The following is a 13,290-nucleotide window of genomic DNA, read 5'->3' as shown; positions in this document are numbered from 1 at the left end:
AAAACCGCGGCCAGAGAACCATGGCCGGATACGCCTCATTAGGATAATATTATGCGTCAAGACGTCTCAACTTATGCCAGCCAAGAAATGGCTTGACGACCAAGTTACTCTTGACGCTCTCAAGAATCAGACGGTTGCAGTAATAGGATACGGCATCCAGGGCCGCGCGCAGGCCTCAAACATGAAGGACTCGGGACTCAAGGTAGTTGTGGGACTTCGCAAGGGGGGCAAGACATGGAAGCAGGCTGAAGACGACGGCCACAAGGTAATGGAAGTGTCAGAGGCCGCCAAGCTAGGCGACATTATCCATGTCCTGATTCCCGACATGGAGCAGGCAGACACGTACAGCAAAGAAATTTCAAAGCACGTCACTAAGGGAAAGGCGCTCTGCTTTTCTCATGGCGCTGCAATTCACTGGAAGTGGATAGTGCCCCCAAAAGACGTAGACGTTATCATGGTTGCCCCAAAGGGTCCGGGCCAGCGAGTAAGGGAGCTTTACCAGGAAGGCTTTGGCACACCTTCGCTTGTTGCCGTCTATCAGGACTTTACCGGCAAGGCGCTTGACAGGGTTCTAGCGCTTTCCAAGGCGATAGGGAGCACAAGGCCGGGGGTTCTGCAGACCAACTTCAAGGAGGAGGTCGAAACCGACTGGTTCGGCGAGCAGGTCGACCTTTGCGGAGGTGCTCATGCGCTTGTCATGAACGCTTTTGAAACCCTTGTTGAGGCCGGCTATCAGCCTGAAGTCGCCTACTTTGAGTGCCTGCACGAGCTAAAGCTCATCGTGGACCTAATCCAAAAGTACGGCATAACAGGCATGTACAACCGCGTCAGCGAGACTGCAAGGTACGGCGGGCTTACCCGCGGACCTAGAGTTGTCGACAAGGAGAGCAAAAAGAAGATGAAGCAGGTGCTCGGCGAAATTCAGTCCGGCGAGTTTGCGAACGAGTGGGTTAGCATGTACAAGAAGGAGGGCAAGAACTCGTTTGCGCGTTACATGAAGGAAATAGAGGCCCACCAGATAGAAAAGGTCGGCAAGGAGATGCGAAGGATGATGTGGCCCAAGGCCGAAGAGGTCTAGTCTCTCGGCTTTTTTACGTTCTCCTGAATGTGCCTTATTATCACCGGCAGCGGGGTGCCGGGACCAAAGTTGCCGGTTACGCCCCGGCTCTCAAGCTCCTTTCTGTCGCTTTCCGGTATGATGCCGCCTCCTACTACCAGTATGTCTTCGGCGCCTTTTTCCTTCAAGAGTCTGGCGACCTTTGGAAAGAGCGTTAGATGGGCGCCGTTTAGCAGGCTCATTGCCACGGCGTCAACATCTTCGTCAATCGCAATATTTGCTACCTGCTCAGGTGTGCAAAACAGCCCAGAGTAAATGACTTCCATGCCTGCATCACGAAATGCCCTGCAGATGACGAGCGCGCCCCTATCGTGTCCGTCTAGTCCGAGCTTGGAAACGAGAACCCTGATGGGGCGTTTTGCGAGCTGTTGCTCCTGAAGGGAGTGCGATGACATTCTAGCACTAGATCCGAGTCTGCCTCTTAAATAATTTATTCAGTTCAAATCCGAGAAGTAAATACCAGTCCTTACGTACTGACGCCATAAATAATATCAAAAAGTACCTGTGTGCATGACGACAGATGAAAGCGAACGGCGACTGCTTCAAGGCCAGGAAGAAGACTCCGTCCGTCATCAGGTCGACCTTTACAAGCAGTTAAAGGAACAATTGCTTCACGAAGCAGAGATATACAAGCGCAGCGGAAAGGAGTCGCTTGCAAGGGTCATTTTGCAGTCTCTAGAGTGAGGCATAGGAGTTCGTTAATATTTCTCGGAAAAGACCACCGCGTGCATGCTCCCTATCGTAAAGGGACTTCTTGCCGGCGACCGGCGCTCTCTTGCCCGGGCCATCTCGTCGATAGATAATGACGAAAAAGACTCTCGGAAGATAATACTCGAAATATTCGCTAAGACCGGCAAGGCCAAAACCGTCGGCCTGACGGGGCCGGGAGGCGCAGGTAAAAGCTCGCTAGTAGGCAGGCTGATCCCGGAGTTTGTGGCCCTCAAGCACAAAGTCGCGGTCCTTGCTGTGGACCCTACTAGCCCGCTTACTGGCGGAGCAATTTTGGGCGACAGGGTCCGGATGCAGAGCAGTCTGGACAGCGAGGTATTCATGCGGAGCATGGCATCTCGCGGGGCAGTCGGCGGCGTGTCCAAGTCGCTCCGAAACGCAATCAGGGTGCTCGACGCGGCGGGTTACGACCTCATTCTCGTGGAAAGCGTCGGCGCCGGCCAGCTGGAAATAGAGATCTCGAAGGTAGTGGACCTTACGATAGTTGTTTTCACTCCCAACACCGGGGATAACGTTCAGGCCGTCAAGGCGGGACTGACTGAAATCGGGGACATGTACGTGGTAAACAAGGCAGACTTGGACGGATCGTCGGAGCTCTATACGACACTGCTTGACCTGATAGGCGACACTGAAAGAAAACCCCCGGTTCTCAAGGTCTCCGCAAAGACCGGGGCCGGACTGAAAGAGTTAGCAAGAAGTGTAGAAAAGTCGCTAAAGGATAAGAGCAGTAATTATAAAGAACGCAATAGAAAGATGTTGGAAGAGGAGCTGCGAGAATTGGTGCTTGACAATATTGAAAGCAAGGTCGCGTTGATTCTTGAAAAGGATCCGAAATTTTCAGAGCTAGTAGAGAGTCTGGCCCGGAAGGAAATTGACCCGTACACGGCGGCAGAAAGGATTTCTGCCAATTTTATCAGGTGATCAAGTTGGCAGGCAAAAAGACTGCTCGAAAGGCCCCCGCTTCGGCATCCAAAGGTCAGGCTGACTTTGTCACAGACTCTGGCATAGCCGTGAAGCGTTTCTATTCCCGAAAGGATGCCATACCAGCCGGCGCCAGCGAGGAACCCGGCAAGTTTCCATTTACCCGCGGCCTGTACCCCGACATGTACCGCGAGCGCGTCTGGACCATGCGGCAGTACAGCGGCTTTGGCAGCGCCGAGGAAACAAACAAGCGCTTCAAATTCCTGCTGGACCACGGTCAGACCGGTCTCTCGCTTGCTTTTGACCTGCCGACGCAAACCGGCAGGGACTCTGACGAAGCACAATCTGAAGGCGAGGTAGGAAGAACCGGCGTCGCCATCTCGTCCATTAAGGACATGCTGACCTGCTTTGACGGGATTCCTCTCGACAAGGTTAGCACGTCAATGACAATCAACTCTACTGCCTCTACTCTGTTGTCGCTGTACGTAACCGTCGCAGAATCACAGGGGGTTAGCCCGGACCAGCTTCGAGGCACTACGCAGAACGATATCCTGAAGGAGTACATTGCCAGAAACACGTACATCTATCCCCCCAAGCCCTCCATGAGGCTCATTGGAGACATGATAGAGTACTGCTCCAAAAAGGTTCCACAGTGGTACCCTATCAGTATCTCCGGCTACCACATGCGCGAGGCTGGTAGCAACGCGGTGCAGGAGCTCGCATTTACATTCGCAAACGCCATCGCCTACATCGAGACCTGTACTGACAGGGGACTCAAGGTCGACGACTTTGCCCCGAGGCTCTCATTCTTTTTCTGCTGCACGATGGAGTTCTGCGAAGAGATTGCCAAGTTCAGGGCGGCCAGGAGAATTTACGCCAACATTATGAAGAAGCGTTTCAGGGCAAAGAACGACAAGTCGATGCACCTGCGCTTCCACGTGCAAACCTCTGGCGAGTCGCTTACAGCGCAGCAGGTGGACAATAACATCGTCCGAGTCGCAACGGAAGCACTTGCCGCAGTACTGGGAGGCTGCCAGTCATTGCATACCAACTCTCGCGACGAGGCGCTGGCACTTCCGACCGAGGAGTCCGTAAAGGTCGCCCTGAGGACGCAACAGATAATCGCCAGCGAAACCGGGGTTGTCAAAACCGCCGACCCGCTGGCGGGCTCTTACTACATAGAGTACCTGACTTCCGAAATCGAAGACGGGGTTGAAAAATACCTCAAGAGAATTGACAAAATGGGAGGCGCGCTCGCAGCCGTTGAGAAAGGGTTCTTCCAGGAGGAAATCCGAAACAATGCATACAGACTAAAGAAGGAGATCGATGAAAACAAGCGGGTTATTGTTGGCGTCAACAAGTACCAGGATGCACATGACGTCGAGCCCAAGTTGAACAGGATCGACCCCGAGCTTGAGGCAAAGCAGCTGGCCAGGCTTCGCGAATTCAAGAATGGCCGGGACTCCTCAAAGGCGTCAGCCGCATTGTCGGAATTGCAAAAGGCCGCCGAAAGGCCGGACGAGAATCTGATGCCCCTTATCATAAATTCAGTCAAGAGCCACACAACGCTTGGAGAAATCAGCAGCACCTTGAGGACAGTCTTTGGCAGGTACGAACCCCGGGTATCGTTCTAGATAAATCGCCAACAATCCTGCAATACGTATAAAACGATCAGAGACCGACTACTCGCAGGTTAGGCTAGGACATGAGAGTTGACCATATTGCGATTGCGGTAAGCAGCGTTGAAAAGGCGCTTGAAGACTACAAGAAGATTCTCAATGTTGACGAGCTGAAAATCGAGGAAGTGCCAAACGAAAAGGTAAAGGTCGCTATGCTTATGCTTGAGGATACCCGAATAGAGCTTATGGAGCCCACTGCGCCGGACAGCCCCATCTCCAAATTCCTGACAGACCGCGGTGAGGGAATTCACCACATCGCCATAACGGCCGACGACATTGAAAAGGACGTCGAGCGGGCATCCGCAAACGGCATGAAGATGCTCGGGGGGCTCCGGACCGGCTCGTACGGCAGAAGAATAACTTTCATTCATCCAAAATCTCTGCACGGGGTTCTTACAGAGTTCTGCGAAGCACCCTCCGGACAAGAGCACGAGTAGCGCAGCCTTTCTGCGGGCCGGTCGCAGCTTGACCAGTAGCAACCGATTCCCGGATAGTTCTTCCGCATCTGCACTTTCGAGTTACAGCGGCGCTCAGAATACCCGATGCCACGAACTTATCAGCATACTGGAGAAGTGCAGTGCGCGAAACAACGCTTGCGCCGTACTGCTTTCAGGCGGCCTGGACAGCGCAATCCTTGCGTCGGTGTCAAGGCCTGAATTGGCAGTGACAGTCGTCCTTTCCGCTCATGCGCCGGACTTTGCATACTCTAAAATGGCGGCCGTGAAGTTCTGCAAGCGTCACAGTATATCGATCGTCAGCGACAAGTCTATTCCTTTGCTTGTGGACTCTGTAATCAAAACTCTGAAGACGTTTGACCCTATAGAGATAAGAAATTCCCTTGTGGTGCTTGAAGGAATCCGCGCAGCCAAGCTCGAAGGATGCGATAAACTAATGACAGGCGACGGGGCAGACGAACTGTTTGCAGGCTACAACTTTCTAACCCGCTATCATTCGGACCTGCCCCGGCTGCAGAAAGAACTTGAAAGGCTATGGTCCGTAATGCACTTTTCATCCCTGGCACTCGGGCATGCGGAAGGAGTCAGAATTTCAACCCCGTATCTTGACAGCGAGTTCGTGGAATTTTCCAAGTCACTTGATGTCTCTGAAAAAGTTGGGACGCATGACGGCGTCTCTATGGGCAAGTTCTTGTTGCGGAGGTGCTTTGAAGAGGTGATAGGACCAGAGCTAGCGTGGAGGCGCAAGATGGCTCAGGAAGAAGGATCAGGGATGAGTGAAATCAAGACAATTCTGGAATCTGGCATCAGCGACGATGACTTTGCAAGAGGAGCCAAAGCCGCCGCAGCGCAAAAAGTGAAACTAAGGTCAAAGGAACACATGTTCTACTACCAAAGCTATCTCAAGTATTTCGACCCCCCAGACTCATATTCTTCCGAAATGGATCATTCCGCAGGCCGCTGCCCGGAATGTCGGGCGCTGTTCAGAACTGCGGGGAAATTCTGCAGAACTTGCGGCGCCTTTCCCGTCGACCCACGGTAGCCTAGCGGGAGTACTTGCCCGGTTTTTTTACGAAAATCCGCTTGCAGCCCTCGCAGCAAAAATAGTAGGTCTTGCCCTTATGATCGTGCGCCACAGCCAGTTCCTGAGCCATTTCAATACCACATACCGGATCAACTGGCACGCTGGCAAGCAGAGTATGCAATTCGTATTTAATTTTTACCCGCAAGTATTCTAACTGCAGGAACCCGGTTCAAAGATAATCTAAAACTGACCGGCAAGTCAGTTATACTTATTAGGCTCAAACGGCTCGATAGAAGCGATAATTGTCCCGTCATGAGGTTTCATCCACTTCGGAAGTGTTTGAGGATGCAGCAGCCGAGGGTCCCGTACTGAAAGTGGACGGGATATCAAAGGTCTTCCAGTCCTCCGCCGGCGTTGTAACTGCACTGGACTCGATCAACATCGAAATAAACAGGGGCGAGTTCGTCTCCATAGTCGGTCCGTCTGGCAGCGGCAAGTCCACTCTGCTCAATATCATCGGGGCCCTTGACCGGCCTACCACCGGCAAGGTCTTTATCAGCGGCGTCGACATCTTTGAACTGGCAGACAGTGAGATTGCGACCATGCGCAACCATCTCATCGGCTTTATTTTTCAATCCTACAATTTGATAAACAGGACCACGGTCCAGAAGAACGTGGAGCTCCCCGGAATTCTTGCAGACATGCCCGGCGCGCAGAGGTCTCTGAGGTCTGCCAAGCTCCTTGAGATTCTCGGGATAGGCAACAAGGCCGGCTTCAAGCCCTCAAACCTCAGCGGTGGACAGCAGCAGCGGGTCGCGATTGCCAGGTCGCTGATGAATGACCCAGCGATAATTCTTGCAGACGAGCCTACAGGGAATCTGGATACAAAAACTGGCTGGGAGGTGTTTGACCTTATGCGAATGCTCTCAAGCAAGTTCCGAAGGACAATCGTAATGGTTACTCACAACCCAGAGCTTGCCGAGCGCACCGACAGGGCAATTTTTATACGAGATGGCGTTGTCGAAAAAGAGGTGGCCTACAAAAATTGAACAGAAGGTTAACCGTATCGGTATTGGCGGCGCTTTCATTTGCGATTCTGGTATCCTCGCCTGCTCTATCGTTCGCGCAGGAAAGCGGCGTTCAGGGCCAGGTCTACAATCCGATAAGCGGCCCGGTCTTTGTCGACGCTTTTTGGACTGACAGGACAACTGCTCCGCCTGTTGGCACCAGTCTCGACAAGGTCGAGGTCGGTCCTGGCGAGGGACCTTCGATACTCGCAGTCATTGTAACTAACAGAGGCCTCTCTGACATTACATCGATTTCCGGGGCGCTCTCGCTCCCTCCTGGTTTTAAGGCAAGCGGAACAAACCAGGCGACCGCATACGCAAGCCAGAGTGGCATTGTCAAGGCAGGGGATTCTTTTACGCTTTTCTTCCAGGTAGATGTCACAGACAGCGCCAAGGTGGGCGCGTACACCGGTTCACTTGGCATCGACTATTCGCGCGTAGTTGAGACGGGTAGCCCACGGCATGCAAATATTGACGTGCCGTTCAGGGTTACGGGAAAGATAGTTCTGTCAGCCAGTTCAAGCGACCAGCTGTCGCCCGGGACGTCAAGTCCGGTCACCATCAATCTTTCTAACATCGGAAGCACGAACGCTTCGGCTGTTATAGCTACGCTGGGAGCAGGCGGCCCCAGCAACCTTAGTTCGATGGTTGCGGGTGTAGGCGTCTCAACTTTTAACATCGGGACCATCCCAGTAGGCTCGTCAGTACAAATAAAGCCACTAATCTACGCAAGCAACAATGCAGCTGACACGTTGCAGGTAGGTTCGCTCCAAGTGTCGTACCGGGACGCATACGGCATCAAGCAGCTTCAGACACTTACCTTCGGACTTATCGTGCTGCCAAAGGCCGTCCAGTCGGAAGTAACAATCACTCCAGAGACTGGCAGCAACAGCTCCAATGTCATTACTGCAGGGCAGATATATGACTACAAGTTCAAGGTGACAAACAACTCCGACAGGCCGCTGTCAGACCTGCTGGTCACATTGGCATCGCCTTCCGACACGCTCAAGATTCTCAAAGATTCCAAGTGGTCAATCACCACTCTTGATGCTGGTGCGAGCCAGGAATTTGCCACGCAGGTATTTGCGCCGACTACAATGATCGGAAGTCCCGTGACCTTTAACCTGAGCGTCAAGTACCTATCCGGCGGTCAGTCCAGGACAGAGTCTGTAAGCGTTGGATCGTATGTGGACGGCCAGATAAACGTCACCGCGTACGACGTCGGCGTCAGTTACATCGGAGGCATTCCAAACGTCATTGGCAATTTGTTAAACGAAGGAAACACGCAGGCGCTATTTACGACCATCGAGCTCACAAACGCAGAAGGGCTCGTAACGTCCCTCCCCCCGCAGCAGTATTTGGGCGACTTGGATCAGAATTCGCCACTTCCGTTTAGCATTCCAATTCAGGTAAGCAAAGGGGCGACGTCTGGGACAAACTATCCTGTCTCCCTCAAAGTCACATACAAAGACAGTCTCAGGCAGAGCCATACGTTCGAGACAACGCAGAGCGCCAATTTCGTCGCAGAGACAAACAGCACGCAATCATCGCAGGGTTCGGCCGGCCCGATTGGCCAGTCTGCACCAATGATAGCAATCATTGCAATAGTAATAGTCGCTATAATCGCAGGCATTGTAATTGCGAGAAGGCGCAAGCGCAGCGCACTGAAGAAGCGGTTTGAGTCAAGAAAGGAAGGCAATATAGAGTCCGTCCTTGACAGCCACCGGCCCGAAAAAAGAACTGAAGATCGCAAATGAATATCGCGCAGATATTTTCGCTCGCATTTGACGCCCTCCGCGAGCGCAAGGTCAGGTCGGCGCTCACAGTCCTGATGGTAGTGGTCGGGAGTAGCCTCATGGTCGCCCTGAACGGCCTTGGGGCAGGCTTTGGCGACTTTATCAACAACCAGTTCAACAAGCTGGCCCCAAACGTGCTCTTTGTGACAAGCGCGCAGGCCAGCAACTCAAACCCGTTCGGCGGTAGCGGCCCTCCTCCGGCCCCCAAGATAACCCTGAACGAGGTCGTCGTATCGAGGATAAGGTCGCTTCCCTTTGTAAGCGACGTCATCCCTTCCTATCAGGGGCAGGTCGCACTAAAGTCGCAGGGCAAGACCATCCAGACAACGGTGTTCTCGATAGACCCGCAAAAGCTGTACGTCATAGCGCCCACTATCAAGTTTGTTGACGGCTCGTCTGTCCGGCAGAACGACCCGTCGGCCATCATTCTTTCCGACAAGATTGCAAACCCGCCCGGCGACAAGACGCCCTTTGCCACGGTGGGGCAGACCATCCTTGCTCAATATACCTACGTTGACGACAAGACCGGGAAAGAGGTCACTCACACCAAGAGTTTTGTCGTAACCGGCATAATCAAGCCGACCGGGAACCCGACCGTGGACTCGGCAGTTGTGTTTAACCGGCTTGCAGGAAACGATTTGCTGAACAAGAACAGCAAGTTCGACGCGCTTTTGGTGGCTGCCAAGTCCGGCGAGTTTGTTGACGTCGTTCAGGACGAGATAAGGAGGCTTTACGGGAATGACATCGGGATCACGACCCCGAAGGCGATTCTTGAAACCATACAGCAGTTTACCACCGGGTTTACCTCGTTTATTCTCAGCATTGCCCTTGTGGCGCTTTTGGTTGGAGGCGTAGGCATTATCACGACGCTGTACACTTCAGTCACCGAGCGAATCCGGGAGATCGGAACGATGAAGGCAATCGGCGCGCAGAACAGCTTCATCCTTGTCCTGTTTCTCGTGGAGGCTCTGATAATTGGCGTTATAGGTGCAACTCTGGGCCTCCTGACCGGAATAGGCGGAGGATACGCTCTCGTAACAGGCTTTGCATCGAGAGGCTCGGACGCAACGGCGGGCCTTGTACCGGTTTTTCGGCCGGCGGACCTCGCACAAGTATGGGGGCTTTCAGTAGGACTCGCCATATTCGCAGGAATTTATCCTGCCTGGAAAGCATCAAGACTGCCGCCAATAGTTGCTCTGAGAAGAGAATAAGTCACCAAGATCTCGAGAAACTTGCGGCTAGCATGCGGTTTGTGGAAGGTAGCCAGCTGCGCTTCCCCTTACATCAATACATGGTGGTAATGCAGAGTCGGACAGCTGTCCAATTGCCTTTCGATACGCTCTTTAATTGATGGGTGAAAACCTCATCGAGAACTCGTTTACGCTTAATGGCTAGCGCAAGAAGGCTGAGTTTGTAAGATAAAAAGGAAAAAGGCCTGGATTTCTCCAGGATGTGTCGAAATTCTAAGGTATGGATCTGCTGTACAGCTTGCCTTCGAGTGCGAGCTTGTACATTTCTGCGACGTATGGGTTCTTTGCTGGTGTTTCTGCACCCAGTTCGACCAGTCTGGCGTATACTCTGACTACGTATGCCAGAGCGCCCATGAATGCAACGACTACACCCATGTTGAACATCCAGTGGTTCGGAACTGAGAAGATTTCTTCGACGAACCAGAAGTGCCAGAGCTCGTTAACGCCGATTGTGAACATTGTTGCCAAGTAACCGATGATCGTGATCTTTAGACCAGTGTTCATCGAGTTGCCTGGACCCCTCAGGATTGGTACTCTTCTGTCGTACATAGCGACAAAGCCCCATCCAAGCGGGAGAGCTACGAAGTGGCTGTAGAGCCACCAGTGTGCCGGCGTAAAGGCACTGTCTCTGATTGCGGTCTGGTGCAGTGAGCCGTCGACAAAGTTGTCGACTTCTACTGAGGCTGCAATAGAACCCAGCATGATGACCATGATGTAGATCTTCTTCAGTCTCTGAATTTCGACTTCTTTTGGTATCAGTGCTGGCATCTGAGCCATGAATAACATCTTGCAATAGTGGTATATTAACATGACATTCTAGAATTAGAAAAGATGCTGATAGAAACTATAGTATATCATGAACAATGATGCAAGAAACGCAAACAATACCATATAATCATCAATAAAATGTCGCTACATGAGAATGAGCATCAGTGATTAGCATCAGTGCCTAGCAATAGACTCCTCGATCCCATTCTGAACCGGATAGGCCTACACTCGAATATGAGTCAATGCCGAAAAATAAGGCAGCTCAGTCAAATGCCTTCACTTCATCGATCAGTATTAACTCTGAGTCTTCACTGCTGCCAACCACGGAAGGTTCGTCCGGACTATTATTTTTTGGCAGTTACTGTCAGCCGGACGTAATCAAGAGTCATTTTAGCGCGGTCTTTTGCGTACAGGGCTAGAAACTCTTGTACAAATCGGTCTTTATCGTCAGGCTGCAGGCCTTGGAGATATGGGCGCAGAATCACAGTCCGCAAAAAATCTTCAAATTCGCGCTTTGTCGAGAATACAGGAGACTCGAATGAGATCTCTGAAACTATATCCCGGAATCCGAGACGGCCGAGCAGGTCAGACGTTTCCTGCCGAGTAGAAAAATTCCACGGTGCCTTCCAGTCGGAGAAATGCGGTGCAAAATGCTCATTTTCCATTACCCGATCTGCAATTTGCAATTCATGTTCTAGGTTGCCTTCGCCTCCGAACTGGAGCAAGAGTTCGCCTCCTTCCGCTAGGAGCTCTTTGAAGTGGGCAAACAGCGTGCTATGGTCCATGACCCAGTGGATGGCCGCGTTTGAAAATACGACATCCACGGCACCTGGCAGCCCAGTCCTGGACATATCCGCGCAAATCACTTCGACGTTGCCAATCCCCCTGAGGTTTGTTTTGGCCCTTCCAGCCATCCCTGCATCCTTATCCACGGCATAGACCTTTCCGCGTGCAACCACGCCTGCCAAAACTTTCGTTAAAGTGCCAGGACCGCAGCCGGCATCCATGACCGTTTCGCTTCCGCCCCACTTTCTTGACCTGAGAAGCCTGATGCCCCACCCCTGTTGCACTTTGGAAACATGCTCGTAAGCTTGGGCATCCCACGCATTGCGGGCGTTCACGGAAGATTTCCTCCGAAAGTCATTGTTCGAGGAAGGGTTTGTACATCTCGACTAGTTCGGAAAGGGGAAAACCCTTCTTGCCGACTATTTTCAAATCCACACGCGGGGCTTTCCCTTTCTCGATGTTGATTATGTTATAGCAGTTCTCAAAAAAACCCCGGAACCGCAGCGAGGATGTAGTACCGGCGTAGGCAATTTCTAGAGAGCCTAGCTTCCAGACCCAAGGGCGGTGCTTGTGTCCGCAAAGGACCAGGTTCACTCTCGACTGGAGGCAGGTGCGAAGCGCATCGCCGGCGTCTAGGATGATAATCTTGTCGGTGCCGGTGTCCGGTATTCCGATAAGATGATGGTGCATCGCGACGATCTTGACTTTGTCATGAAACTTTGCAAGAGTCTTTTCCATCCACTGGTTTTGCCTATAACCGACTTCGCCTTCATCTCTATCTGGCCTTGCAGTGCCAAGAGTGACTATCGCAGCATCGGGGAATTCATAAATCTGCTTTGAGGGAAAGAATTTTTTGAATAGCAAATAGCCGGTATGCCGGTAGTCGTGGTTGCCCGCAAGGACGATTATGTTCGGACAGCTGAAGCGCTTTATCTCTTGTCTGGCCTTTTCAAATTGCACAAGAAGCCCATCGTCGGTCAAGTCCCCTGTGATGATAATCGCGTCGGGCTTGAGCTCGTTAACTTCGTTAACGACCTTGTCAAAAATCTCCTGAATAAACAGCCCGCCTATGTGAATGTCTGACAGCTGCACAAGTTGCATGAATTAACCTAGTTAGCTGCCCGTAGTATATAAAATACATAAACTGTCCTGTTCACTACTGTCGCGATAGAATCTAGCAGAGGCGCTCCAGCTTTGTTAAATAATTCAATTATGAAGGTGAATTTTTTAATGCCCTGGCCTATTTTTTAACAAAAGACGAGATTTGGCGTGAGTCAACAAAAATCCATTTCGATAATGGCTTTGATTGCGACAATTCTGTCAATGTTTTATTTTGTCCCCGGGCCCGCTCTCGCAGAAATGCTGCCTCAGCCCGTAACGACCGGGGTAATTTCTAAGAGCATTGCTGTTAATACAGTTACGAACACCGTGTATGTAGCAAACTTTCAACAATTCTCAATTCTTGCCATTGACGATGAAACTAAAAAGATCAAGCAAACAATCACTTGGACTGATACCAATTCAACACTGACTGCAAACTCCCCTCCTACTTACTTGGCCGTAAACTCTGCTACAAATAAGATCTACTTTTCCTATGCCTGCACTTGCAAACCAAACATCATTTCCGTTATAGATGGGTCGACAGGCAAGTTTGTAGATAAAATTGAAGTGCCTTTCAGGCCTTCGGCAATCGCTACG

The 13,290-nt window shown here is 51.7% G+C and carries 15 protein-coding genes; 10 read left to right on the top strand and 5 right to left on the bottom strand.

Going from position 1 to position 13,290, the window contains the following annotated elements; genetic code table 11:
- Positions 1-73 precede the first annotated feature (73 nt).
- A complete protein-coding gene (ilvC, locus tag ABI361_10965) occupies positions 74-1,078 on the top strand; it encodes a ketol-acid reductoisomerase (protein MEO9321184.1) in 1,005 nt (334 codons plus the stop codon).
- Here ilvC and ABI361_10960 read toward each other — a convergent pair.
- Positions 1,075-1,512, bottom strand: a complete 438-nt coding sequence (locus ABI361_10960) for a cobalamin B12-binding domain-containing protein (GenBank protein ID MEO9321183.1) — start codon at positions 1,510-1,512, stop codon at positions 1,075-1,077. The two genes, ilvC and ABI361_10960, sit on opposite strands and share 4 nt — an antisense overlap.
- A 115-nt stretch (positions 1,513-1,627) precedes the next feature.
- Between ABI361_10960 and ABI361_10955 the strand changes: the two genes are divergently transcribed.
- The 5 genes from ABI361_10955 to ABI361_10935 all read left to right on the top strand — a co-directional run bounded on the left by ABI361_10955 (position 1,628) and on the right by ABI361_10935 (position 5,943).
- On the top strand, positions 1,628-1,801 hold the full coding sequence (locus ABI361_10955; GenBank protein MEO9321182.1) for a hypothetical protein: 174 nt from the start codon (positions 1,628-1,630) through the stop codon (positions 1,799-1,801).
- Between the two features lie 45 nt (positions 1,802-1,846).
- Positions 1,847-2,767, top strand: coding sequence for a methylmalonyl Co-A mutase-associated GTPase MeaB (gene meaB / locus ABI361_10950; GenBank protein ID MEO9321181.1), 921 nt, complete (start codon positions 1,847-1,849; stop codon positions 2,765-2,767).
- Positions 2,768-2,772: 5 nt separating this feature from the next.
- Complete coding sequence (locus tag ABI361_10945; protein ID MEO9321180.1) at positions 2,773-4,401, top strand: methylmalonyl-CoA mutase family protein; 1,629 nt, start codon at positions 2,773-2,775, stop codon at positions 4,399-4,401.
- A 71-nt stretch (positions 4,402-4,472) separates the two neighbouring features.
- Positions 4,473-4,883 carry a methylmalonyl-CoA epimerase gene (gene mce, locus ABI361_10940; GenBank protein MEO9321179.1) on the top strand — a complete coding sequence of 137 codons (411 nt, stop codon included), beginning with the start codon at positions 4,473-4,475 and terminating at the stop codon, positions 4,881-4,883.
- A 28-nt stretch (positions 4,884-4,911) separates the two neighbouring features.
- The gene (locus tag ABI361_10935; protein ID MEO9321178.1) at positions 4,912-5,943 is read left to right on the top strand and encodes an asparagine synthase-related protein; all 1,032 of its coding nucleotides are present in this window, start codon (positions 4,912-4,914) and stop codon (positions 5,941-5,943) included.
- 1 nt (position 5,944) lies between these two features.
- On the opposite strand, the gene ABI361_10930 is transcribed toward ABI361_10935, so the two are convergent.
- The gene (locus ABI361_10930; protein MEO9321177.1) at positions 5,945-6,085 is read right to left on the bottom strand and encodes a YHS domain-containing protein; all 141 of its coding nucleotides are present in this window, start codon (positions 6,083-6,085) and stop codon (positions 5,945-5,947) included.
- A gap of 142 nt (positions 6,086-6,227) precedes the next feature.
- Here ABI361_10930 and ABI361_10925 point away from each other — a divergent pair, with 142 nt between their 5' ends.
- The 3 genes from ABI361_10925 to ABI361_10915 are packed head-to-tail and all read left to right on the top strand — an operon-like array spanning position 6,228 to position 9,999.
- The gene (locus ABI361_10925) at positions 6,228-6,974 is read left to right on the top strand and encodes an ABC transporter ATP-binding protein (GenBank protein ID MEO9321176.1); all 747 of its coding nucleotides are present in this window, start codon (positions 6,228-6,230) and stop codon (positions 6,972-6,974) included.
- Complete coding sequence (locus tag ABI361_10920; protein ID MEO9321175.1) at positions 6,971-8,749, top strand: hypothetical protein; 1,779 nt, start codon at positions 6,971-6,973, stop codon at positions 8,747-8,749. Before ABI361_10925 ends, ABI361_10920 begins: the two co-directional genes overlap by 4 nt.
- Positions 8,746-9,999, top strand: a complete 1,254-nt coding sequence (locus ABI361_10915) for an ABC transporter permease (GenBank protein MEO9321174.1) — start codon at positions 8,746-8,748, stop codon at positions 9,997-9,999. The genes ABI361_10920 and ABI361_10915 overlap by 4 nt, the downstream gene beginning before the upstream one ends.
- 252 nt (positions 10,000-10,251) lie before the next feature.
- Here the strand turns inward: ABI361_10915 and ABI361_10910 are convergent, their stop codons facing one another.
- The 3 genes from ABI361_10910 to ABI361_10900 form a co-directional block, all read right to left on the bottom strand.
- A complete protein-coding gene (locus tag ABI361_10910) occupies positions 10,252-10,815 on the bottom strand; it encodes a methane monooxygenase/ammonia monooxygenase subunit C (GenBank protein ID MEO9321173.1) in 564 nt (187 codons plus the stop codon).
- 335 nt (positions 10,816-11,150) lie between these two features.
- Positions 11,151-11,927: a methyltransferase domain-containing protein gene (locus ABI361_10905; GenBank protein ID MEO9321172.1), complete on the bottom strand. Its 777-nt coding sequence runs from the start codon at positions 11,925-11,927 to the stop codon at positions 11,151-11,153.
- Positions 11,928-11,946: 19 nt separating this feature from the next.
- Complete coding sequence (locus ABI361_10900) at positions 11,947-12,693, bottom strand: metallophosphoesterase (GenBank protein ID MEO9321171.1); 747 nt, start codon at positions 12,691-12,693, stop codon at positions 11,947-11,949.
- 168 nt (positions 12,694-12,861) lie between these two features.
- On the opposite strand from ABI361_10900, the gene ABI361_10895 reads away from it, so the two are divergent.
- A partial coding sequence (locus ABI361_10895; GenBank protein MEO9321170.1) for a hypothetical protein occupies positions 12,862-13,290 on the top strand: 429 nt, incomplete at its 3' end.

Origin of the sequence: Nitrososphaera sp. (assembly GCA_039938515.1) — an archaeon.
Classification (GTDB): Archaea; Thermoproteota; Nitrososphaeria; order Nitrososphaerales; family Nitrososphaeraceae; genus Nitrososphaera.
This window is presented reverse-complemented; position numbering and strand designations above follow the sequence as displayed.